Consider the following 24,346-nt stretch of genomic DNA (forward strand, 5'->3'; position numbering starts at 1 on the left):
ATAAACGAGTAAAAGGAAGATTTATAGTCTTCATATTAGAAAAAGGCAAGCTATTCACTACCTTAATCTTTTAAATTTGACGTATTTTATGATTGGGGTCAAGCACAGAATGAGGGGTTTGAGGATTAAAATATTCAGGACCTAAGGGGACTTTGCCATGCCCCCCAGGAATATCCAGAACATATATCGGCCATGCCAAGCCTGTTACCCTCCCGCGTAGTGCGTTTAACAAACGATGTCCTTGCTCAATTGGGACGTAAAATCGTGATGTTCCAGGGGCTTTATCAAGTTGATGAAGATAATAAGGTTTAATGCGCCACTCAACAAAAGCCCGAAGTAACGCCTCTAATGTTGTGACATTATCATTTATATTTTTAAGTAATACAGATTGGCTTAGCAAAGGGATGCCACTTTTAATCAAGGATTTTATAGCTTGATATGCTTGGGGGGTAAATTCTTTTGGATGATTGGCATGAACCACTACCCATAAAGCTTTATCGCTTTCTAAACTCTTAATAAATTTAGAAGTTAACTTGCTTGGAGCAGAAAATGGAACGCGAGTATGAATACGGATTGTTGTAATATGAGGGATTTGATCAAGGGTTTGTATAATATGATTCATCCGACGAGGCGAGAGGATTAAAGGATCTCCACCAGATAAAATAACTTCACGGATTTGAGGGTGCTCTTTAATCCATTGTAAGGCAGATTCCAGTTCTTGATCACTGAGTAACCCATTTTCAGGGCCTACTTGCTCTCGGCGAAAGCAAAAACGGCAATACACAGGACAGATAAGTAAAGGTTTTAATAAAACACGATCTTCATAACGATGAACAATACCAGGAATTGGCGATAAGGCTTCATCAGCAATAGGATCGTTTGACTCATCGGGTCGTGTAACTAACTCATCAGGATGAGGGATGTATTGAAGCCCAATTTCGTCTGTAGGTGTTTGAATAAGTTCTACCATCTCGGCAGAAATAGCAGTCGCATAGGTTTGAGAGAGCTTTTTTAAAGAAGAAATATCTTTGTGATCAATGAGATTTTTTTGTAAAAGTTCATGAACTGTGTGCAGGGTTTTATTATTCATTAGTAAACAGGACTTTGTTTTGTGTGTATTTGTAAAAATTCGTTTTATCTAAATGAAAAAATCGCATAATGATTAAAAAGATGTAAAGCAAATTAAGAGAAATACAAGGACTCTTTTATAGTGAATCAATCAGATTGTGCCTCTCTTGTAGATCGCTTGCCTTTGTTAAAACGCAGGCAGTTGATGATAAAGGCCATCAGAAGTTTTTTTGATGCCAAAGATTATTTAGAAGTTGAGACTTCTTATTTGGTCCAAGCACCTGGCGAAGAAGTGCACTTGAATCCTTTCCATACAATTTATGAGACTCCATACGGAGAAAAACGGATTTTATTTTTACATACAAGTCCTGAATTCGCCATGAAACGTATTATGGCTGAATTGCATCAACCCGTTTATCAGCTTGCCAGAGTATGGCGTAATAAAGAAGGCGGGCCAAACCATTCTCCTGAATTTACAATGTTAGAATGGTATCATCCTTATTGTTCTTTAACTGAGTTAATGAATGAAACAGAACAACTTTGTAAGAATTTGTTGCCTTGTGAGATAAATTATCAAAACCAAAAGATTCGTTTTGACATCCCATTTGAAAAGCTAACTATTCAAGAAGCTTTTCAGAAGTTTGTCGGTGTTGATATTTTATCATTGCTTGATGATGAGCGCAGATTAGCTGATGCTGTTGGCTATAACTTGCGAGATCATGAAACATGGGAAGATTTGTTTTTTAGGTTATTACTGGATAAAATTGAGCCTAATATTGGAAGGGATCGCCCAACATTTTTAACACATTGGCCTGTTCAACAAGCAGCTTTGGCTAAAATTGATCCTCATGATCATCGTGTTGCATTACGTTTTGAGCTGTATGCTGGAGGGTTGGAGTTGGCAAATGCATTCGAAGAGTTGACCGATCCCATAGAACAAAGAAAACGTTTTATTACAGATCGAAGTAAAAGAGCGGTTTTATATCCTGAGGCACCTCAATGGGAAATGGATGAGGCTTTTTTACAAGGATTATCCAAGATGCCACCTTGTTCAGGTATTGCGATGGGGGTTGATCGATTAGTTATGCTGGCAACGGGGGCTAAAAATATCCGAGATATTTTATGGATATAAAGTGTGTTTTATATTTAAAAACATTCAGAAAAATAGTATTGAGACCTTGTCGAAATGGTTGATAAAAGATAAAGCTAGATACCAAAGAATGGTAACGCTCATTTTAATGGTTCTTTAAGGGAATAAAAATGTCACAATCAGTAACAAAGGGTCTTGTTGTCATGTATAAAAAAAGAAAATCCGTTATGGGTGGCCTTTTGGGGATGGCAGGCTTGCTTGCTTTGGCTGGATGTGGTGGCGTTCCAGAACATGAGCGTGAATGTCAGTGGGAAGGTACCCCCTCATGGTATTGTCGTCATACTGCTAAAAAAGATACTTATTTTGTTAAGGGGAATACACAATCTTATTTTATCCCTGCCTATACAGGGCCAAAAGATTTCCCTATACCTGACATGCCTGTTTATGTTGATGAAACTTTGGATCAGACTTTGCGTGCTTCTGTTGTATTAGGGGATTACAAGCAAGCATTGCAGAAAACAGGGTTGTTAGCATTGGTAGAGCGCCAAGGACCTTATACGCTTTTTGCTGTACCAAATCACCCTATGGAACATCCGTCTTTCGCAGTTGAAGGCTCTTTAATGGATGTACAAAATGAGGTTCTGTTGAAACAGTTAATGGCATATACAATTGTTCTGGGTAATTATCCTCCTGCTAAATTAAGAGCGTTAGCTTTGAAAAATGGAGGCTCTGTTGAGCTTACTACTTTTTACAATCAAAAGTTAACTGTAACTATTGATCCTCAAACAGGTGAGTTTGTAACAAAAAATAAAGTAGGGCAAGTTAACAAGATTTGGGTGAATGGTATTCCTCAATCAAATGGCACTTTATATGTCAGTCAAGGTCTGCTTAACCTAGTTCCATAAGAAATTTATGCTTTCTGTGAATTGTTTTTCAATTATTCACAGAAAGCATAAAAAGAGAGAGTTACCTTTCTTTTTGAGCGTCTTCGATAGCTTTTAACATACTTTGAACTCCTTTTTCAGGCCCTTCTGGGTGTCTCCAAACTGCTCCAATCACAGATAGGAAATCAGCACCAGCTTGAACTAATGGTTTGCAATTGTCTGGAGTTATTCCACCAATTGCAACGACTGGTAATTCCATCATTTCTGACCACCAGCTTAATAACTCTATGGGGGCTCTAACATCGGTATCTTTGGATATTGTTGGAAAAAATGCACCAAAGGCAATATAATCAGCGCCGCCTTCTCCTGCCTTCATAGCCATATCACGACTATCATAACATGAAACACCTAACTGTAGATCATCCCCTAGTTGTGACCTTGCTAGCTCAATAGGGGTGTCATCCATTCCAATATGGGCGCCATCGCAACGATATTCTTTTGCTAAATCTGGACGATCATTAAGGATAAACGCAATATTTCTGTCTTGGACAATAGGTTGTAAAACGTCAATTGCCTTACGTATTTCATCGTCTGAAACATCTTTTAATCTTAGTTGAACAGCAGCAACAGGACCAGCCTCTAAGGCTTGGATAAGCAGAGGTTTAAATTCTAAAGCTGTAAAAGAGGGAGGGGTTATCAGATAAAGCTCACAAGGGTTCATAATCTTCTCAATGTTTTGGGATATGTAAATAAGATAGATATAAAAATATCGTTATATCTATTATGTCAATTAATCCAATTTGAATCAAAATTATATCATACAAATATAACTGAATTGTTATTGTTTTATCACTAGGAATAGTTTTATCGCTTTGTAAATCATGTATTTTACGATTAGGTATTTTTTCTTTGTTTGAAATGTGATTTATAACAAATGATCTGTTTCATTTGTAAAGCTGATAAAATGTGGGTTCTCTTTAGTAAATATATCGTGGTTGGTGTTGCTAATACGTTGCTAACTATGATCGTTATTTTTGCTTTGATGCACAGTGGTGTTAACCTCTATGTATCTAATGCAACAGGATATCTTGTTGGTATTATTTTTAGTTTTATTGTAAATTCACTTTTTACATTTTCAGCAAAATTAAGTTTTAGAAGCCTTGTAAAATTTTTCACGGCTTGTTTCATAGCGTATCTTGTTAATTTAGTTGCAATGAAAAGTTTTTTAATGGTTTTTCCTGAGAAAATATATCTACCTCAGTATAAAGCATACCTTGAGGTATATCTTGCACAGTTATGTGGTATGGGATTTTATACGGTAACTGGTTTTATTTTAAATAAATTTTGGGTGATGAAATGAATAACGAAATTATTAATCAAAATACAGTTCGTTCAGAGATTCCGTCTTTAGCAATCGTTGTTCCTTGTTATAATGAAGCAGAAGCATTTTCTCGTGGAGTAACTGAGTTATCTAAAGTTATCAATGATTTGATTGCAAAGAAAAAAATTAAAAATGATAGTTATATTCTATTTATAGATGATGGCAGTACCGATAATACTTGGTTTCAAATTAAACAAGCAGGCGAGGAAATGCTACATGTTCGAGGTTTGAAACTTTCAAGAAATCAAGGACAACGAGTGGCAATGTTAGCAGGGTTGACCTCTATAAATACGGATGTCAGTATTAGTGTTGATGTTGACTTGCAAGATGATTTAAATTGTATAGAGCAAATGATCGATAAATATATGCAGGGTAATGAGATTGTATATGGTGTTCGTGATGATCGCTCAAAGGATAGTATATTTAAACGTAATACTGCTAATATGTTTTATAAATTGATAAATTTGATGGGTGTTAATCATATTCCTAATCACTCAGAATATCGTTTATTAAGTAAGCGTGCCATTCATTGTTTATTAGAATATAAAGAACAAAATTTATATATACGTGGTGTCTTGCCTTTGATTGGTTTTAAAAGCGATAAAGTTTTTTATGCGCGTCAAGAACGAATTGATGGTCAAACAAAATATTCGTTTTTTAAGTTATTAAGTTTAGCAATTGAAGCTATCACCTCATTTTCTGTTTTTCCCTTAAGATTAATCGCTATTTTAGGGTTTGGAACCTGTATTTTGGCAATAATTTCAATGTTCTATGGAGTCATTAGTAAAATTGGTGGATTTGCTGTTCAGGGATGGTCTTCACTTATCATTTCAATTTTCTTCTTAAGCGGTGTACAGCTTTTGTCTTTAGGTGTAATTGGTGAATATATTGGAAAAATTTATATAGAAACAAAACAGCGCCCTAAATTTTTTATTGATGAAACCATAGGAAAATTTTAGTATTATATTCTGTTGGTCGGTTTAGTTAAAGTATCTGGTCAACATGAAATCAGAAAATGGGAAATGTTTATTTTACTAAAGTCGATTTTAAAAGTTAGCATAATCTATGCTGAATTATATTATTTAAATATATTCTGCTTAAAGTTCAAAACTTTGCTTTTTTAATGATTATTATACCCTAGAAAAACTGTTTATAAATTTATTTGAATGGTTTAGTTGGAATGTATATAGGTCGGTTTGTATATGTTTTTTATTAAATATTATCAATTTTGATATTTATTGAAAGCATTATGTATAGCATCAAGTTTGGTTATCAAAGAAAACGAACATCTTATTGATCTTGTCTTGGTATGATATTTATTTTCACTGCTGTATATATAACGTATAGTTTTAATATACTAAAGAGCCTATTAATCAACATTTCATATAAGCATCTCAAGTAAGGGATGGCGTTTTAAATCAAGAATTTATGACTAAATTACCCCAAGATTTTTCAGAAAAATAGATTTAACTTATCGTATACTTTGTGGTTTACACTCTAGTAGAAAGTAAAAAGAAATAAACGCTGAGTTTGGTAATAATTGAGTAAATGCAGTTTGGTGTTTACAAGATATGACAGTATAAAAAAAAATAAGATTTCGGCATAAAGCAGAAAGAATTATGATTTTATAATCAAATAAAGACTGTAAAGATAATTATATTGGAAATCTTATATACAGAGCTTCTGTTTATTATGAAATTATATAACAAGGAAGTTTAAACCTCCTTGTTATAATACAGTATATAAATGGCTCAAATTAGCTTTTGAAAATATTAATAATTTTATCTAGCATTGCCAAGGCATCTTCACGTTTGCGTTGGAATGTATTACGCCCGATGATGGCACCACTTGCACCACCATCATTAAGTCCTTGGAACGTATTAAATAATGTTTCTTCACTGGTTTGCTCACCACCTGAGAACAGAACTAAACGTCGACCAGCAAATGCGGATTGCATAATATGTTCAGTGCGTTTCGCAAGTGTTGAAATATCAATTTTTTGATCTTCATATACTTTTTTAGCAGCCCCTAAACATAAATGATCTGAAGGGGGTTTAACTTTAATGATATGCGCACCCATTTGAGCAGCGATATGTGCAGCATAAGCACAAATATCAACAGCAGTTTCTCCTGCTTTATCAAGGAATGGGCCTCCTCTAGGATAACTCCATACAACAGCAAGTAATCCTGCGTCTTTGGCTTCTTGGATTAAATTTTGTAAGATATCCATTTGTTCATAACAATAATCACTACCGGGATAGATGGTGTAACCAATACCAATACATCCTAAACGCAAGGCTTCTTTAACAGAACCAGTGATAGCTTGATTTTTGACGTCATTTAAACTGTTTGCATTGTTAAGTTTTAAAATAGTAGGGATTTGACTGCCATATGTAAAAGCACCACATTCCAAAGCACCTAAAGGTGCTGCGTAAGCACTTAAGCCAGCATCAATCGCCATTTGATAATGATAATGTGGGTCATATGCCGCGGGATTGGCAGCAAATGAGCGTGCAGGCCCATGTTCCATGCCTTGATCCACAGGCAGAATAAGTAATTTTCCTGTACCACCAAGTTTACCGTGCATTAAAAGACGTGTCAGATTGTTTTTTGTTGCTGCGTTATCGGCTTCATAATTTTCAAGGATACGCTTCACTTGAGGGGTTAGTTTCATGCTTAATTACCTGTTTAGAATTTAAGATATACACGAAACTTATTACTGTTTGTTTAAAAAGGCCATTCATATTATAGTGAGCATCAAGTAGATATATTTTAAATGAGGTGATTATTCTTAAAGTTCAAATCTAATAAATTAAACGTATTCGGTTTAGTATGCCAAATAGTAGCTCCTAGTGTTTGGGCACGATTTTGTATCGTGTTAAATTGGCTAGATTTCGATTCGAAAAAAATATGTTTTTGCCCCATTCTAAGGGATGCCATGGCTAATCCAGCATGGTCAAAGCAATCCAAAATATGAATAACAGAATATTGATGCAATATATCCACTGCTTTATTTATAAATGATAACCACCAGCGGACACCTATGTAAGTTATAGCATTTGGAGGGGATAGGAGGTAAACGCAGGGGGCTATTTTTTGAGTATTTTGTATAATATAACTTGTTTTTTTGGCAATCTCTGCAATAAAGTAAATATGTGCAAAATGGTTTACAATAAAACAAGGTGTTTGTGTTCGCATTAAATAATTATTTAATGATGTTGTGAATAGTTTTTTTTGTAGAAAAGTATAAGGATTTTCTGTCATTATTATAAAAAGTTTTGGTTACAATAATTATGTATTTGATTAGCTTTTAGTGTAATAAATATTTAGATAGAGAACCTTTAGAAAATAGTAAAGTTATTTGTTAGCTATAATAACAAGGGGTACAAAAGACGTGGTGCAATCAGACACGATGAATATCAATGTACAAGATGATAATATAGAGTTGTCTCCTTCATCCCATACGATGAATCCTTCTGAACAACGTTTGGAAAAAGCACTTAATTATATAGAAAATTTTTTAGAAGAGCAAAAAAATCAGTTAAATACAGAACCTGATTTAAATAATAAAGATGTTGTTCTTGCGAATTTAGATATATTGATTTCACGTATGCAAGATATATTACAACAATTTGATAGCGTAGAATAATTTAAAATATTAGAGAATTAATAAATGGCGCAGGTAACGATTTCTATTAATGGGTATGGATATACAGTTGGATGCACGGATGGACAAGAGCCTCACTTGCAAGCAATGGCAAAAGTCGTAGAACAACATATCGATCAGATTCGTAAAATTGGTGGGCAAAGTGGTGAAGGTAGGATATTGGCTTTGGCCAGCTTGTTAATAGCGGATAAATTACATGATATGGAAATTTATATTACCAATTTAGAAAAACAGTTAGATAAACAAAAATTAAAACAGCTTAAACAAGAAAACGAAGAACTCAAAAAAAGCCTAAATGATCTTGCAGATCGCGCAGAATCTATTGCAGGAAAATTAAATCTATCATAACATACCGCTATGGGGCTGCCTGGTTTGTTAGGTAAAACATACTCCCGGGCCGATAATCACTTCCAAGGGAACTGGCGCTGTCGTGACCGTGGTCTCGTTATACTGGTACCCACCTGTATTGACAGGTCTGGAAGAGTTGATAAACCGACGGCTAAGGTGGCTTCATTTTAAATTAGTTGATGTTAATGATTGATATTTTACAAGAAAAATGTGATTTACGAAATAGGCTTAAATTATTAAGAAGCCAGTCGGATCAGTATCATAAACAATATACTTCATTTCTTATCCAAAATATAGTTGAGTTTATTCACAACTCGTGTGCTACAAAAGACGTTATTGCCTGTTTTTGGCCATTGGATAATGAAGCTGATCTACGCCCATTACTGCATCAACTTATCCAATGTAATTATCAAGTTGCTCTACCTAAAACCCCTACCAAAGGAAATCCTCTAAGTTTTCATTTGTGGTCTCCAACAGTAACGATGCAAGAGGGGCGTTACAAAACAATGCATCCAAATACAGACATTATCGAGCCGAATTTCATTTTAGTTCCATTGATGGCTTTTGATCGTTGTGGTAATCGTCTTGGGTATGGTGGTGGGTATTATGATCGTACCTTACAACAATTTTCTGGGATAAATTGCGCTGGGGTTGCGTTTTCTTATCAAGAAGTGACACAGGTTCCAACAGAGAGATTCGACTTTGGGTTGCCTGTTATTATTACAGAGCAAGAAATTATTTATATATAAAGGGTTTACTGTGCGTATTGTTTTTTTAGGAGATATTGTTGGTCGCAGTGGCAGAGAAGTTGTTCTTCAAGAATTGCCGGCATTAAAAAATAAACTTGCTATCGATGTTGTTGTTGCGAATGCAGAAAATGCTAGTCATGGTTTTGGATTGTCCCCTGCAATTGCAGAGGATTTATTCAAAGCAGGTGTAGATGTTATTACGCTTGGAAATCACAGCTGGGATCGCAAAGATATCATTCCTTATATTCGCGAAAATCCCAAAATTATTCGCCCTTTGAATTATCCACCTAAAACTCCTGGGGCAGGGCATTATATTCATATGTTGCCTAATAATAAAAAGCTTTTAGTTATTAATGCGATGGGTCGTTTGTTTATGGATCCGTTGGATGATCCGTTTCGTATGATTGAGGAGCTAATTTCCAAATATCGTTTTGGCATTGATGTGCATGCTATTTTAATCGATATCCATGCCGAAGCTACCAGTGAAAAGGCAGCATTAGCACATTATTTTGATGGCAAAGTATCGGTTGTAGTTGGAACACATACCCATATTCCCACTGCGGATTATCGTATTTTACCCTCTGGTACAGCGTTTCAAACGGATGCAGGAATGTGTGGGGATTATAATAGCGTTATTGGAATGCAAAAAGAAGCCGCTATTTATCGGTTTGTCACGAAAATGTCTGGTATGCGTCTCAGTCCAGCAGAAGGACTTGCTACCTTATGTGGATTAGCCGTTGAAACAGACGATAGAACAGGGGCAGCTTTGCGTGTGGCACCTGTTCGATTAAAAGGCGACCTTGATCCTATTTTACCTAAATGGGATAAGTAAGACGAATATCATACTCTGTTTAGTTATTATGAATACGTTAAACAGAGTATAATATTATCGTCTTAATAAAATGTAATTCACGGTTAAATCTAACTCGAAGTGATCAGGTAAATCGGGTGGGATTTTAGGTAACTTGGCACCTCTAAACATACTTGTAATTGCAGTATCTAATGCATCTGAGCCTGAAGATCCTGTTAGGCTAACAGATAAAACATAGCCATCTCTATTTAAAGCAACATGTACTGAGGCACTGCCGTCTTCTCCATTATTGGCTGCATCGGGTGGATAGTATAAATGTTGTCTGATCCATGCATTAATAGCTGCTCCATAATCATCACTAACTCCTTGAATACTAATTTTTGCTGCATAGGGTACATTGATTTTGCCGTTTTTAACCAATGGGCCTGTAGACATATCAATACCTGAACGAGAGCCTTGAGGTAGCCTATGCGTTGCAGCTTTACGTCTTGATTTGTTGGGGTTTTCACTAAAATCAAGGCTTTGCATATTTGCGAAAGGATTGTCAGAAGCTTTGGGAGCAGTTTGTTGTCTTCGTTGTTGGCGCGGTGGGGTATAGCGATAGGTATATTGATGCGTTTTGGCAGGTTGTTTTTTAGGAGTTTGAGTTTGTGGTTTAGGAATCATTAACGGCACATTGCCGGTATCTGGCAAAGGTTCGGTCTCAGGTTCAGGTGCCTCAACACTTTTCTCCTCGGGTGGAGGCGATGATATCTCAGGTATAGAGGCAAGTGGAGGTGGTGGAGGTTGACCCTCTTCACCAGTAAGACCTTCGCCTGTTAACCCGCTAGATCCTGTTTTGTCAGGGGCAAAAACGACCTCGACAGGTTGTCCTTGCTGACTATTTCCATTTGTGGAAGGATGAGGATAAACTAAATACCATATATAAATTGCCGCAACTACCAAGATATGTGCTGTTAGTGAGCCTGCTAGATAAAGAATATCATAATGATTATAGGCATTATTTGTTGGTTGTAAAAGGGAGCCTGAAGCACAAACTTTTGGTAAGTTATTACTATTGTGTTTTAGAGAGGAAAGGGATGTTGTTGTAAACGCAGATGTTTGTTCTTGAGTTTGTTTCCCTTTTAATTTTGTTAAACTCAGAGAGCTTTCCGGTCTAAAAGATTCTTTACGAAGTAAAGGAAAGCCAGCAAATATAATCTTATTTTTTGATGATTTTTTTATATATTGTGGACGTAGCGAGGAAACAAGATCTGGATTAATAGAATCACTAATAGGATAAGAAACAATAGATCCGACATAACGGTCACGCGGAGATACCGTAGGGGCTTTACGTTGCAAAGGCTTGTCGTTCTGCTTCATTCTGTTTTTTGTCTTCGCCTACTTTTAATTACTAAGAATTGTATCTAATATCATTTCATAGAGTAAAAACAAAGATATTGAAATGAAACAAAATCGTATTTTTTTAATATTTTTATACTCTTGATAAAAATGCAAGAATATAATTTTTTTTAGAGTAAATTATGCTTGGCTGGCAAGAAAATATACAAAAAGCAATGCTCTTTTTGCAAGAGGCAGATCCAGACCTTGCAAAAGTAATGTGGTATGAAAAGACGTGTAGATTACAGGTTAAGGAAAAACAAGAACCTTATTTTGCATTACTAGAAGCTGTAGCTGGGCAACAACTTCATGCCAAAGCTGTAACGGCAATATTAAACCGGTTGAAAGCGTTAAATAATGGCAATTTACCAGATGCCCAGCAACTTTTAACCTTTAATGATACTGAGTTACGTAATTGTGGTTTTTCTTTTCGTAAAATTGCGACCTTACAAAAACTCGCTTTGGCAACTATAGAGGAGCAAGTGCCTTCTTATATACAAGCACAAACGATGTCTGATCAAGAACTGATCGATTTATTAACACAGCTTCCTGGGGTTGGTGAGTGGACAGTGGAAATGTTTCTAATCTTTACATTGGGGCGTTTGGATATCATGCCTGTGCATGATTTTGGTATACGTGAAGGTTGGAAGATTTGTAAGAATTTAACCGAGCAACCTAAACCTAAAGAGTTAAAAGAAAAGACACTATCTTGGAGCCCCTATCGTTCCATAGGGGCTTGGTATTTATGGCGTGCTGTCGATCAAAAAAAGCCAAAAGAAAAGCAAAATCCATTAACTTTATAAATCAGATAAATCAAGAATCATTTTTCCACTATGTTGCCCAGATTCCATAATCTCATGTGCTTTACGAACCTCATTAAAAGGAAAAATTTGATGGATCAAAGGAGAAATCTTTCGCATAGCCAGTAAAGGCCATACATGTTCATAGAGGGCTTTGGCAATATGACCTTTGAAATCGGAGGATCTGGGTCGCAGAGTGCTTCCACATATTGTTAATCTTTTAGTAACAATCTTTGCCAAATTAACGTCATTGGCTTTGATTCCGCCTTGAAAAGAAATAATGGCTAAGCGACCATCTTCGCTCAATGAATCAATATTTGCGTTTAAATAAGCTGCTCCCATAATATCTAAAATAATTTGAACACCTTTTTTCTCGGTTATTTCAGTAATACGTGTAACAAAATTTTCTTTCGTATAGTCAATGACCTCATCGGCGCCGAGTTTTTTACAAATTTCACCTTTTTCTTGACTGCCAACGGTTGCATAAACGGTTGCTCCAAAATTTTTGGCTAATTGAATAGCTGCTGTGCCTATACCCCCACTGCCACCATGAATCAAAACGCTTTCTCCAGCCTGAAGTTTGCCAATTTCAAATAAATTTGTCCACACTGTAAAAAAGGTTTCGGGTAATGCAGCCGCTTCATAAGCATTAAAATCTTTTGGCCAAGGTAGGCATTGCTGTTCAGGAACAGCACAATATTGAGCATATCCACCGCCATTGGTTAATGCGCAAACGCGATCTCCTGGTTGAAAGATAGAAGAGGAGGGCGCCGTTACAATTTCACCAGCAATTTCTAAACCTAATAAAGGACTTGCTCCTTTAGGAGGAGGATATAACCCTTTGCGTTGCATGAGGTCAGGACGATTTATTCCAGCAGCAAAAACACGAATTAAAACCTCTCCTGATGCGCATTGTGGAATAGGGAGGAAGTTTATCATCAGTTCTTCTGGTCCACCAGGATTTTGGACAATAATAGCTTTCATCTGTTGTGCATTCATGTCATGTTGCCTTATGAAAAAGAGTATCTTAAAAAATAATAGTAACATGAATAAGTATAAAACTTTTTTTCAAGATTAAGTTAATAAAGTTTTTTATTACAGGTAGGTAAAATGCTGTACGCAACCCCGTATGAATTAATACAACAACTTCCCAAAGGATATAGATTGTTAGGAATAGATCCTGGTTCCAAGCAAATTGGACTGGCTTTGTCCGATGTTTCTTTGATGTTGGCTTCACCCTTTGAAACCATTAAACGAGGGAAAGTCGCTATTTTTGCTCAATATATACAGCAATTAGCACAAAAAGAACATGTTGGTGGGCTGGTTTGCGGATTGCCTCTTTCAATGGATGGTGATTTTGGCCCAGCAGCGCAAGCTGCGAAAGACTGGATTAGCGCTGTGTCAATAGCCAGCCAATTGCCAGCATGTTTGTGGGATGAGCGTTTATCCAGCAGTGCAGTTAATCGTTTTCTTATACAAGAGGCCGATTTAAGCCGAAAAAAACGTAATGAAGTGGTAGATAAATTGGCAGCAAGCTATATGTTACAGGCTGCTTTGGACGTTGCTAAAAACCAGTGAAGGTATTTTTGGTTGCAGATGTTGCCCCCAATGCGTTCAGATAAGAAACATATTGGTTAATCTTAATCTTGGCGTTGTCCTCTGATACCTTAGGGATCGGGTTTCGTTTATTATATTGCCCTCTAAACTCCATTAAAGCCTGATATGCTTCATATCGATAACGTTTAAGACGTTCGAATGATGCTGGGTCAGGTTGCCCATATTGCCCATTAATATATTGTTCATTTAAAGTAAAGGCATCATTATAGTTTGTTTGGACTTTATCTATAACAGCTACGTTTTTTTGTGATTGGCTGCATGCAACAAGTAAATTGCATATAAAAAATAAATAAGCGAATTTGTAAAAAGAATGGTTCAAGGTCATGTACAATCACATATGATTATAAAATTAATATCTGTTGATTTTATAAGATAAAAAGAGGGTTAGAATGTGTTCATTCTAGTTATTAATATCAAACTTTGTAAATAATTTTATTTTTATATTTTATTAAAAAAATAATGAAACTCTTCCTCAGGTAGCTTTACGCCAATAAAAACGATTTCTGAGTAACGGTCTTCAGTATTATTCCACTTCTCACCCCATTCACTGTTATAGATTTGTTGAACGCCTTGGAAGATCAATCGATGAGGGTTGTGTTGAATATTGAAAATTCCTTTATAGCGAATAAGTTGTTTTTCAAAAACTTTAAGAATTTTATTTATCAACCGAGATAGTTTATCCGCATCAAATGCTTGCTTTCGATGAATAACGAATGAATTTACTTTTGTGTCATATGATATTTTATCGTCAATAATGGGGACGCATGAAAATAAAGAAGAGTTTGGTGATAGTTTAGGACTTAAAAAGTTTAATTCATCCAACAGCTTTAGATCAAGTTGCCCGTGTTTAAGATTATAAATAGGAGCAACTTTGTTCATATGTTGTATTTGATTTACCAATGGTTCTAGAAGTTCTGTAGATAAATCAGTTTTACTGAGCAAGATTAAATCAGCCATAGCAATTTGAGCTTGAGTAACATTAAAATGTTTAAAATGATAAAGTGCATTAATAGCATCTACTATTGTGATTGTGCCTTTGATATCAAATCGCTTAGAAAATATTTCATGTGTTAAAAAAGTTCGTAGGATTGGCGATGGATCAGCCATACCTGTGCATTCAATGATTAGTTGTGTAAAGTTAACCTCTTTACGGTCTAATTGATCAAGAAGCTCTTTTAAAGAAACCTCTAACTCAGCATGGCTATTACAACAAATACATCCATTTTTTAATGTTGTAATATGTATTGCGGTATTACTACTAGATAAAAAACTTGTATCTATGGCTATATTTCCGAATTCATTTTCAATAATAGCAATTTTATGAGTGGTTTGGTGATACAGGATATAATTCAATAACGTTGTTTTTCCTGCCCCTAGAAAGCCACAAAGTATAAAAACAGGAATAGAGGGTATCATTATTAATTTCCGATGATGAATAAAGCAATTTCATAACAAATAAAACGCGAAACATAAAAAATGCTCCGCGTTTGCTTAAATGATCTAGATTAAAAAATAAAGTAAAATGATGTATTATAAATTATTTTGATGGAAAGTATTTTGCCATTTTTCTTCGAATTGTTTTACTGCAATTCCAACAGCAGGATCTGCAATAAAGAGATCAAAAATATCAACAGGAAGTGTAATACCTTTACAACCAATCAACATACATTCAAGAGCTTGTCTTGGGCTTTTAAAGCTTGCAGCAACTAGTTCTTTTTCAGGGCAATGTGTTGATATTAAAGACTGAAGTTCAGATACGACTTCTGGACCATTTCCACCTTGAGCATCAATGCGGCTAACATAAGGAGAAACGTATTGAGCACCAGCTAGTAAACCTAGTAAACCTTGAGCTGCACCATATACAGATGTTGCTAATGTTGGGATACCTTGTGCAGTTAATTCTTTAATAACCTTTAATCCACAAGGAGTTACAGGCACTTTCACAACTAAATTTTCTACACGTTCGCGTAATTTTTGTGCATCATCAATCATTCCTTCAACAGTAGGAGAAATGACCTGAGCAAAAAGCGTTCCTTTTCCACCCATAGCATCTCGGATTGCAGGTAGAAGATCGAATAATGGAGTACCGCCTGCAGCTACAATCGCGGGGTTGGTTGTTACACCCCATACTGGGAACATACCAGAGATTCTTTTGATTGCTTTAACGTCGGAGGTATCTAAAAGTATTTTCATAGTCTCATAAGCCTTTTATTAGAATTAAAAGAAATCAAAATGATTTTTTTTTATATTATTGGTTAATAAAAGAATAAATATTGAATAAATAAATAAAAATAGTAATTTTATTAATAATTAAATAGATAAAAACAGCAATTTAATATCATATATTGATATTTTTTATTAAGAATATTTTATTTAAAAAGAGCATAAAGAATTGAATATTTTAATCGCTTCAATAGATATTATTGTAATCCAAAAAATAATTTTTGTTAAGCCATAATTATAAAAAAAATCAATTTTTTGTGAAGGCTTAACAAAACGGCATTAATTCAAGGGTTAAACAGAATAATACATTTCAAATTCAACAGGGTGAGGTGTATGTTCGAATCGGTAAACTTCTTCCCATTTAATTTTTGCGTAGCTTTCGATTTGATCTTTAGTAAATACGTCACCAGCTAATAAGAAATCATGATCAGCAGCAAGAGCATCAAGTGCTTCACGTAAAGAACCACAAACTGTTGGGATTTCTTTTAATTCTTCTGGAGGAAGATCATAAAGATCTTTGTCCATTGCATCGCCAGGATGGATTTTATTTTTAATACCATCAAGCCCAGCCATTAACATTGCTGCAAATGCTAGATATGGATTTGCCGTTGGATCTGGGAAACGGATTTCAACCCGTTTTGCTTTTGGACTGGTCACATATGGAATACGACAAGAAGCAGAACGATTACGTGCTGAGTATGCCAAAAGTACAGGGGCTTCGAATCCTGGGATTAATCTTTTATAAGAATTGGTTGATGGATTAGTAAATGCATTTAATGCTTTGGCATGTTTGATAATACCACCAATATAATAAAGTGCTTGATCTGAAAGATCTGCATATCCATTACCAGCAAAATTGGGTTTGCCATCTTTCCAAATAGATTGATGCACATGCATACCCGTGCCGTTATCACCATAAATTGGTTTTGGCATAAAGGTTGCTGTTTTACCATAGGAATGGGCAACGTTATGAACACAATATTTATAGATTTGCATGTAATCAGCAGAGCGAACTAATGTTGAAAATTCAATCCCCAATTCATGTTGTGATTGTGCAACTTCGTGATGTTGTTTTTCAATTGGAAGGCCCATTTCACCCATAGTGGTTAACATTTCAGCACGAAGATCATTGTCGCTATCTACTGGTGGAACTGGGAAATATCCGCCTTTAACTCCTGGACGATGGCCCATATTGCCTTCTGGATAGTCTTTCAAGTTTGAGCCAGGACCTTCGATACTGTCCAATTGGTGAATAGCAAAGTTAGGGCCTGTCCCAAATTTAACATTGTCAAAAATGAAGAATTCGGCTTCTGGACCAAAGAATGCTGTATCGCCAATCCCTGTTGATCTTAAATATTGTTCAGCAAGTTTTGCTGTAGAACGTGGATCACGATTATAAGCAACGCCCGTAGCTGGATCAATAATATCGCAAATTAAAATTAATTGAGGTTTTGCTGTGAATGGATCCATAACTGCTGTTGTTGGATCTGGCATCAGGATCATGTCACTTTCGTTAATAGCTTTCCATCCTTTGATAGAAGAGCCATCGAACATAATTCCATCTTCAAAGATATCAGCTTTGATAGTGGTGACATATTGTGTTGTGTGATGCCATTTACCACAAGGGTCTGTAAAGCGGAAATCCACAAATTCAACAGAGTTTTCTTGGATTATATCCATTACTTTTGCAATGGCTTCTTCTTTTGGGGTATCGGCGGACATTGTATTATTAGACATTATTAATTCTTCCTGTGTCTCTTTGACTTAAGAATATGAAAACCGTAATCGGTCATTATTTCAGAGTCTATATGAATGATAGTAATTATAAAGCTTCGGTGCCACTTTCTCCTGTTCGGATACGAATGGCATTTTCGACAGGGATTACAAATATTTTTCCATCACCAATGCGACCTGTGCGTGCTGTATTCATAATAATTTCAACTGCACGTTCTACTAAATCTTCGCTACAAACCAGCTCAATCTTTACTTTGGGTAAGAAATCAACAACATATTCGGCACCGCGATAAAGCTCGGTATGTCCTTTTTGTCTGCCAAAACCTTTTACTTCGGTAACAGTGATTCCTTGCAAACCAATTTCTTGTAAAGCTTCTTTAACCTCATCTAATTTAAAAGGTTTAATAATAGCTTCAATTTTTTTTATCATTCTATTTTCTCTTAAATAAAATTAAGCAAAAGGATTTGCTTAATTATTCAGATAGCGTCATTTAGTCTTTTCTGGGCATATTAAAAGCTATTTTATACAGGGTTGTCCAGTAAAAAATTAAATTGAAATATTAGGAAAACACTAGAAAATAAGCGTTGTATATGCCTAATAATTAAGCAGACTGTCTGTTTTATAAGCAATATAATTTTAAAGGTAAGATTAATGAGGTTTATTAGTAAAATACGTGCTTAAATTCATATCACTCGAAATATTAATTTAGAGTTTATAATTGAAAATATTTTAATAAATAAAAAATTAATACGCTTGAAAAATGAGCGTAATGTGATCGCAAATTGTATTAAATAGTCTCTGTTGTTGTTCTTTTTTTGCTCGAATTCGATTGTTGGCTATTTTATTTTCCAAGAGTGTGTGTTTGCATATTCGGTATGTTTTGACAATTTAATAAGATCGCTTGATTATTGTCAGATACTTTGAAAAAAATACCGAAGCTCATTCTAATGTTGTTCAAATGTATTAAGTGCTCCCAAAAAAACGAAGTTTAGGTTTTGGATCAATTTTAATTTTTTTTAAATTGAATTCAGGTTTTACCAGTCGGTGTTTAAAGTATAAATAATTTTCGAATAGAGTCGTGAAATATAAAATAGCTCTAAACAATATATAATATTTTCCATAAAACTGATATAAATCCAATTATTATTACAAAATAATAATTTGGAATATAATTCATGATGCATACCAATAAAAAAACATTACTTGCAATTTGCTTTTTGTCTTTTTTACCAATCACATTCGCTCAAGCGCAAAATACCTCCATAACTTCTAAAGATATAACAGTTTTAGAACAGCAAGCAAATCAAGGGGATGCTAATTCACAACTTGACCTTGGGTTAATATATTTAACAGGCCAAGGTAAAGCTGCGGATTATACTAAGGCCAAAGAATATTTTGAAAAATCTGCTAATCAAGGGAATGCCAGAGCACAAGATGAACTGGGGTATATGTATTATGAAAATAGAGGTGGTGGTATTCGTGATTATACCAAAGCAAAAGAACTCTTTGAAAAATCCATTGCACAAGGAGATTCAAGAGCATTAGCAGACCTTGGGTGGATGTATTATACAGGTAATGGCGTTCCTCAAGATTATGATAAAGCCAAAGAGTTGTTTGAACAGTCTGTTTCTTTAGGAGATGCACGGGGACAAGTGAATTTAGGATTAATGTATTATGAAGGTAAAATTTTGCCTCATAACTATGTAAAGAGTAAGGAGTTGTTTCAAAAAGCAATTCAGCAAGGATATGGCCGTGCTAATAATGGGCTTGGCTTAATGTATGATGAGGGGAAAGGCGTTACCAAAGACTATGATAAAGCCAAAAAACTATACGAAGAAGCGGCTAAATATGGCAGTACAGGTGCATTTAATAATCTGGGTTTGATGTATTACGATGGTCATGGGGTGCCACAAGATTATCAAAAGGCAATGGAGTATTTTCTGAAAGCTCTCGCAATGGGATATGATGCTACTACAGTCAATATCGGTTTGATGTATTATGAAGGTAAAGGTGTCCCTCAAAGTTATATCAAGGCAAAGGAATTGTATGAAAAAGCTGCAGAATTAGGAGGCCCCGAGGCTCAGTGTAACGTTGGTTTGATGTATGTTAATGGTCAAGGTGGCCCAGTAAATTATGTCGAAGGGAAAAGATGGTTAGAGAAAGCTGCACAACAAAAAAATGCTCTTGCTCAGTTTAACTTAGGCGCCATGTACTACAATGGCAATGGTGTTGATGAAGATGTTTTCCAAGCAAAAGACTGGTTTGAGAAAGCTGCAGCGCAAAATAATGCCGATGCTCAATATGCCCTTGGTGTAATGTATAACGACGGTAATGGTGTTCCTAAAGATATAAATAAAGCCAAGGAGTATTTTAAACAAGCATGCATAAATAAAAACCAACAAGGTTGTCAGTCATACGGTGAGCTTCAATAAAAATATTATGATAATTATATATTAATCATACCGTTAACATTATGAACTTATTATTATATTTTGAGAATTTGATGAAATTTTATAAATTATTTTTATTTCCTATTTTACTCTTTGGAAGCAGCATCAATAATGCATTGGCAACTGATGTTAACTCTTCCAACAAAAATCAGGTGCTATTTGATCAGTATAAAATAGATGTTTCTAAGGAACCTATTCAGATCCCATCAGGATATACTTACAAAGGAGACATGTGGGTTGATGAGTTGGGAAAACGTGTTGATCCAGTAAAGATTAATTTTGCAGGGCAATATTACCTTGGATTGCATAGTTGTGGTGCAGGATGCCGTTATTATACGCTTAACAATCTAGAAAATAAATAAGATTTATCAGCCTTACTGGATCAATTCACATCTAATCCAGATGAAGGTAAAAATACTTTTATTCAGTTATTTTATCAAAAGAATAGTAGACTTTTGATAGCACGTTACTTTAAAAATGATACGTTCAAAGAATATCATGATTGTCAGTTTTTGCTCAAAAATAATAAACTGGAAAGTATTGAGAAATGTTCAAGAACACCAAAGTAAATTTGATATTCTTATTGAGCTAGTTGAGTTAAGATTATCGATAAACAGTTTTAATTTTTGAGACTAAACATAGTGGGTTATTGGTTCATTATATAACCAAACAAAATGATATTTAGAGATTTTGACAATTTTTGGCTATGGCCTTTAACATTCTATGCCTTATAACTCCACTGACAGGTCTAATTAAATACCAATAATATGAAAAACTTCGCAGAGAATATTTATCAATGCAAAATACTCTTGTTTCAGTTGATAGTAATGTTTTCCCATGTTTCAAAGGCGTGACGTGAAAGTTTAAAACAAGCTTTGCTGACTTAGGTTGGTTAAATGATATGAAGTCTTGAGTATGTTGACAAGGACTTAATCCATAGTTTATTTCCCAAAAGCGCCCTAATAAACCGAAAACAATTTCTTGTTCATTCACTTTTTCAAGACATGTGAATTGCTTCATGCTAAAGGATTTTATTGTTTGAGTGTTATCTTTCTTTAGAATTCTATTGGGTAATTCTCGTAATATTATTGCAATTTTAAATAAATAATCACTTTGAGTATCATAATGAACAGCAGCGGATAATACCTTAATCGGTGTTGAATTAACGATAATAGAGTGCTGTTCACTAAAGTGATAAGAATGCAAATATTTATCAATTAGCATTATTTTTTTTGTTCAAAATTGGCTTTAGGAATTTCCCCGTATAACTTTGTTTGACTTTGGCGATATTTTCAGGGGTGCCTGTAGCAACAATTTGCCCACCACCACTTCCACCTTCTGGCCCAAGGTCAATAACCCAGTCAGCTGTTTTAATGACTTCCAGATTATGCTCAATCACAATAATAGTATTTCCTTGCTCAACCAATGTATGTAGAACTTCTAACAATTTACGCACATCTTCTGTATGTAATCCTGTTGTTGGTTCATCAAGAATGTAAAGTGTTCTTCCTGTGGCGCGTCTTGCCAATTCTTTGGAAAGTTTTATTCGTTGTGCTTCTCCTCCTGAAAGAGTAGTGGCTTGCTGTCCTAGATGAATATAACCAAGCCCAACTTGTTTTAAGATGTTTAAACGATCATAAATACGTGGGGCTGCTTCAAATAATGGTACAGCTTCATCAACAGATAGGTTTAAAATATCGGCGATTGAGTGGCCTTTGAATTTAATCTCTAAGGTTTCACGGTTATATCTTGCCCCTTTACAAGCGTCACAAGTCACAAACATGTCGGGTAAGAAATGCATTTCGATCTTGATGACCCCATCGCCTTGACAAGCCTCGCAGCGTCCTCCTTTGACGTTAAAGGAAAAACGTCCTGGTTTATAACCTCTGGCACGACTTTCAGGAAGTTCAGCAAACCATTCTCGAATAGGAGTAAATAGATCAGTGTAAGTTGCTGGGTTTGATCGAGGTGTACGGCCAATAGGGGATTGGTCAATATCAATAATTTTATCTAGATGTTCCAACCCTTTGATAATTTTATATGGGGATGGAACTGCATTTGACCCCATTAATTGTCTTGAGAGTGCTTTATATAAAGTATCAATGATTAAAGTAGATTTGCCACCTCCAGATACACCTGTAATAGCAATAAAGGTTCCTAAAGGAAAATCAACGCTGATATCTTTTAGGTTGTTCCCTGTGGCTCCCGAAAGTGTTAATAATTGCTTTTTGTTCGGTTTTCGACGTTTTTCTGGGACTGGGATAGATTTTCGGCCGCTTAAGTAATCACCTGTCAGGCTTTTGGGATTATTTTCAACTTCTTGTGGTGTGCCAACAGCAACTACTTCTCCACCTAGAATCCCAGCAGCAGGCCCCATATCAATCAGATAGTCAGAAGCTTTGATGGTATCTTCGTCATGTTCAACAACGATCAAAGTGTTACCAAGACCTTTAAGGCGTTCTAATGTTCCCAATAAACGCTCATTATCTCTTTGATGTAGACCAATTGAAGGTTCGTCAAGAACGTATAAAACGCCTGTCAAACCAGAGCCTATTTGACTAGCCAGTCGAATACGTTGGCTTTCTCCACCTGATAAGGTGGCTGAACCACGTGATAATGTTAAATAATCAAGGCCTACATCATTTAGGAAGTGTAAACGCTCAATAATTTCTCTTAAGATACGATGTGCAATTTCAGCCTTTTGTGGAGAAAGCGTTCCTTCAACACTAGAAAACCAATCTAGGGCTTGTTGAATAGGAAGTTCAGATATCTCAGCAATATTTTTTTGATCAACCTTTACGCATAACGCTTCTGGTTTTAATCTTGCCCCATGGCACGTTTTACAAGGATAGTCGGCTCGATATTTATTTAACTCTTCTTTTACAGAGTGGCTGTCAGTTGCATGATAGCGTTTTTCTAGATTTTTTATCACGCCTTCAAAGGGTTGATTTAATGTATAAGATTGTTTTTCGTCATGATACGTAATGGGAATATCATCTTGTGAACCATATAAAATAGTATCTTGAACTTCTTTGGGAATTTTTTCCCATGGTGTATCGCTATTGAGTTTAAAATGTTTAGCAATACTTTCCAATGCTTGTTGATAATAAGGCATAGATGTATTTTTCCACGCTAAAATCGCACCATCTTTCAAAGATAGTGTAGAATTTGGAACGATAAGCTGTGGATCAAAGAAGCTTTCTGTGCCGATACCATCACAGGCAGTGCATGCCCCTTGCGGTGCATTAAAAGAGAAAAGTCGAGGCTCTATCTCTTCAAGGGTAAACCCACTTTCTGGGCATGAATATCTGGCCGAGAAGCTTAATGTCAGAGGTTTTCTTTTTTCATCATCACGCAATACTTCTTCTACGCTGGCCAATCCATCAGATAAAGAAAGTGCAATTTCAAAACTATCCGCAAGGCGGCCTTCGATTTCTGGTTTTATAACAACACGATCGATAATTATTTCGATTGTGTGTTTAATTTTGCGGTTTAAGTTTGGAACATCATCAATATCATATAAACTTCCGTCAACTTTGACGCGCGTAAACCCTCTGCGTTGCAGCTCTGCCAGCTCCTTTTTATACTCGCCTTTTCGTGCACGAACTACAGGAGCCAATAGCATTAATCGAGTTTGTACAGGTAGCTCCATAATCCGATCAACCATTTGGCTGACAGTTTGAGCTTCGATGGGTAGTCCTGTAGCAGGGGAGTAAGGAGTTCCTGCCCGTGCCCATAACAAGCGCATATAATCATGAATTTCTGTAATCGTTCCAACTGTTGAACGTGGGTTTTTAGAGGTTGTTTTTTGTTCAATCGAAATAGCAGGAGATAAACCCTCAATTGATTCAACGTCTGGTTTGCCCATGAGTTCCAAAAATTGGCGAGCATAAGCCGATAGGCTTTCGACGTAACGTCTTTGACCCTCAGCATAAATTGTATCAAAAGCTAGTGATGATTTTCCTGAACCAGATAGGCCGGTAATGACAGTGAGTTGATTCTTGGGGATATTAACATCAATATTTTTTAAATTATGGACTTTTGCACCTCTTACAACAATTGTAGTAAGAGGAGATATTTTTTTTGAATTCATGATTTTATACATAAAGTTTAAGGGTGTTAGAGAATACTAATATAACTTTG

25 protein-coding genes and 1 other RNA gene are annotated in these 24,346 nt (G+C 35.5%); 13 read left to right on the plus strand and 13 right to left on the minus strand.

The features are described from left to right. Window positions 1–70: 70 nt before the first annotated feature. Entirely contained in the window at window positions 71–1,090 is a 1,020-nt protein-coding gene (locus COMX_RS02040) for a lysine-2,3-aminomutase-like protein (protein WP_034336448.1), read from the minus strand. 120 nt (window positions 1,091–1,210) lie between these two features. On the opposite strand from COMX_RS02040, the gene epmA reads away from it, so the two are divergent. Further along, complete coding sequence (epmA, locus tag COMX_RS02045; protein ID WP_034336451.1) at window positions 1,211–2,200, plus strand: EF-P lysine aminoacylase EpmA; 990 nt, start codon at window positions 1,211–1,213, stop codon at window positions 2,198–2,200. Between the two features lie 128 nt (window positions 2,201–2,328). Next, window positions 2,329–3,063 (plus strand): fasciclin domain-containing protein, encoded by a 735-nt coding sequence (locus COMX_RS10550; RefSeq protein WP_051461789.1) that lies wholly within the window; start codon window positions 2,329–2,331, stop codon window positions 3,061–3,063. 61 nt (window positions 3,064–3,124) lie between these two features. Here COMX_RS10550 and thiE read toward each other — a convergent pair whose 3' ends face one another. Further along, on the minus strand, window positions 3,125–3,763 hold the full coding sequence (gene thiE / locus COMX_RS02055; RefSeq protein ID WP_034336454.1) for a thiamine phosphate synthase: 639 nt from the start codon (window positions 3,761–3,763) through the stop codon (window positions 3,125–3,127). 270 nt (window positions 3,764–4,033) lie between these two features. Here thiE and COMX_RS02060 point away from each other — a divergent pair, with 270 nt between their 5' ends. Beyond that, window positions 4,034–4,402 carry a GtrA family protein gene (locus COMX_RS02060; RefSeq protein ID WP_200867596.1) on the plus strand — a complete coding sequence of 123 codons (369 nt, stop codon included), beginning with the start codon at window positions 4,034–4,036 and terminating at the stop codon, window positions 4,400–4,402. Beyond that, on the plus strand, window positions 4,399–5,382 hold the full coding sequence (locus tag COMX_RS02065) for a glycosyltransferase family 2 protein (RefSeq protein ID WP_051461790.1): 984 nt from the start codon (window positions 4,399–4,401) through the stop codon (window positions 5,380–5,382). The genes COMX_RS02060 and COMX_RS02065 overlap by 4 nt, the downstream gene beginning before the upstream one ends. Before the next feature lie 797 nt (window positions 5,383–6,179). On the opposite strand, the gene COMX_RS02070 is transcribed toward COMX_RS02065, so the two are convergent. Both COMX_RS02070 and COMX_RS02075 read right to left on the minus strand, forming a co-directional pair. Then, window positions 6,180–7,097, minus strand: coding sequence for a class I fructose-bisphosphate aldolase (locus COMX_RS02070; RefSeq protein WP_034336460.1), 918 nt, complete (start codon window positions 7,095–7,097; stop codon window positions 6,180–6,182). Window positions 7,098–7,195: 98 nt separating this feature from the next. After that, entirely contained in the window at window positions 7,196–7,687 is a 492-nt protein-coding gene (locus COMX_RS02075) for a hypothetical protein (RefSeq protein WP_034336463.1), read from the minus strand. A 130-nt stretch (window positions 7,688–7,817) separates the two neighbouring features. Here COMX_RS02075 and COMX_RS02080 point away from each other — a divergent pair, with 130 nt between their 5' ends. From COMX_RS02080 to COMX_RS02095, 5 genes are all read left to right on the plus strand, one after another. Next, on the plus strand, window positions 7,818–8,072 hold the full coding sequence (locus COMX_RS02080; RefSeq protein ID WP_152534142.1) for a hypothetical protein: 255 nt from the start codon (window positions 7,818–7,820) through the stop codon (window positions 8,070–8,072). Window positions 8,073–8,096: 24 nt separating this feature from the next. Continuing rightward, entirely contained in the window at window positions 8,097–8,438 is a 342-nt protein-coding gene (locus COMX_RS02085) for a cell division protein ZapA (protein ID WP_034336471.1), read from the plus strand. 9 nt (window positions 8,439–8,447) lie between these two features. Then, window positions 8,448–8,605: non-coding RNA, 6S RNA (gene ssrS, locus COMX_RS10865), on the plus strand. 18 nt (window positions 8,606–8,623) lie between these two features. Then, the gene (locus COMX_RS02090) at window positions 8,624–9,187 is read left to right on the plus strand and encodes a 5-formyltetrahydrofolate cyclo-ligase (RefSeq protein WP_161631837.1); all 564 of its coding nucleotides are present in this window, start codon (window positions 8,624–8,626) and stop codon (window positions 9,185–9,187) included. A 10-nt stretch (window positions 9,188–9,197) separates the two neighbouring features. Continuing rightward, complete coding sequence (locus COMX_RS02095; protein ID WP_034336475.1) at window positions 9,198–10,019, plus strand: TIGR00282 family metallophosphoesterase; 822 nt, start codon at window positions 9,198–9,200, stop codon at window positions 10,017–10,019. Between the two features lie 54 nt (window positions 10,020–10,073). Here the strand turns inward: COMX_RS02095 and COMX_RS11275 are convergent, their stop codons facing one another. Continuing rightward, on the minus strand, window positions 10,074–11,360 hold the full coding sequence (locus COMX_RS11275) for an energy transducer TonB (protein ID WP_051461791.1): 1,287 nt from the start codon (window positions 11,358–11,360) through the stop codon (window positions 10,074–10,076). Window positions 11,361–11,521: 161 nt separating this feature from the next. Between COMX_RS11275 and COMX_RS02105 the strand changes: the two genes are divergently transcribed. Further along, entirely contained in the window at window positions 11,522–12,181 is a 660-nt protein-coding gene (locus tag COMX_RS02105) for a DNA-3-methyladenine glycosylase family protein (RefSeq protein WP_051461792.1), read from the plus strand. Here the strand turns inward: COMX_RS02105 and COMX_RS02110 are convergent. Next, on the minus strand, window positions 12,176–13,177 hold the full coding sequence (locus COMX_RS02110; protein WP_235176741.1) for an NAD(P)H-quinone oxidoreductase: 1,002 nt from the start codon (window positions 13,175–13,177) through the stop codon (window positions 12,176–12,178). The two genes, COMX_RS02105 and COMX_RS02110, sit on opposite strands and share 6 nt — an antisense overlap. Before the next feature lie 111 nt (window positions 13,178–13,288). Between COMX_RS02110 and ruvX the strand changes: the two genes are divergently transcribed. Then, complete coding sequence (gene ruvX, locus COMX_RS02115; RefSeq protein ID WP_034336478.1) at window positions 13,289–13,756, plus strand: Holliday junction resolvase RuvX; 468 nt, start codon at window positions 13,289–13,291, stop codon at window positions 13,754–13,756. Here ruvX and COMX_RS02120 read toward each other — a convergent pair. The 5 genes from COMX_RS02120 to COMX_RS02140 form a co-directional block, all read right to left on the minus strand. After that, complete coding sequence (locus tag COMX_RS02120; RefSeq protein WP_034336481.1) at window positions 13,743–14,120, minus strand: hypothetical protein; 378 nt, start codon at window positions 14,118–14,120, stop codon at window positions 13,743–13,745. The genes ruvX and COMX_RS02120 overlap by 14 nt on opposite strands. Before the next feature lie 113 nt (window positions 14,121–14,233). Further along, entirely contained in the window at window positions 14,234–15,211 is a 978-nt protein-coding gene (locus COMX_RS02125; protein WP_034336484.1) for a GTP-binding protein, read from the minus strand. A gap of 114 nt (window positions 15,212–15,325) precedes the next feature. Further along, a complete protein-coding gene (locus tag COMX_RS02130; RefSeq protein WP_034336488.1) occupies window positions 15,326–15,988 on the minus strand; it encodes a transaldolase family protein in 663 nt (220 codons plus the stop codon). 321 nt (window positions 15,989–16,309) lie between these two features. Next, on the minus strand, window positions 16,310–17,740 hold the full coding sequence (gene glnA, locus COMX_RS02135; RefSeq protein ID WP_152534180.1) for a type I glutamate--ammonia ligase: 1,431 nt from the start codon (window positions 17,738–17,740) through the stop codon (window positions 16,310–16,312). A gap of 100 nt (window positions 17,741–17,840) precedes the next feature. Continuing rightward, the gene (locus tag COMX_RS02140) at window positions 17,841–18,179 is read right to left on the minus strand and encodes a P-II family nitrogen regulator (protein ID WP_034338735.1); all 339 of its coding nucleotides are present in this window, start codon (window positions 18,177–18,179) and stop codon (window positions 17,841–17,843) included. A gap of 749 nt (window positions 18,180–18,928) precedes the next feature. Between COMX_RS02140 and COMX_RS02145 the strand changes: the two genes are divergently transcribed. After that, entirely contained in the window at window positions 18,929–20,185 is a 1,257-nt protein-coding gene (locus COMX_RS02145; protein WP_051461793.1) for an SEL1-like repeat protein, read from the plus strand. 71 nt (window positions 20,186–20,256) lie between these two features. Further along, window positions 20,257–20,565, plus strand: coding sequence for a hypothetical protein (locus COMX_RS02150; protein ID WP_034336493.1), 309 nt, complete (start codon window positions 20,257–20,259; stop codon window positions 20,563–20,565). A gap of 319 nt (window positions 20,566–20,884) precedes the next feature. Here the strand turns inward: COMX_RS02150 and COMX_RS02155 are convergent, their stop codons facing one another. Beyond that, a complete protein-coding gene (locus tag COMX_RS02155; protein ID WP_034336496.1) occupies window positions 20,885–21,427 on the minus strand; it encodes a hypothetical protein in 543 nt (180 codons plus the stop codon). Further along, window positions 21,417–24,296: an excinuclease ABC subunit UvrA gene (gene uvrA / locus COMX_RS02160; protein ID WP_034338740.1), complete on the minus strand. Its 2,880-nt coding sequence runs from the start codon at window positions 24,294–24,296 to the stop codon at window positions 21,417–21,419. Before uvrA ends, COMX_RS02155 begins: the two co-directional genes overlap by 11 nt. Between the last annotated feature and the right edge of the window lie 50 nt (window positions 24,297–24,346).

This window comes from Commensalibacter papalotli (ex Servin-Garciduenas et al. 2014), from assembly GCF_000527695.1.
In the GTDB taxonomy this organism is placed as follows: Bacteria; Pseudomonadota; Alphaproteobacteria; order Acetobacterales; family Acetobacteraceae; genus Commensalibacter; species Commensalibacter papalotli.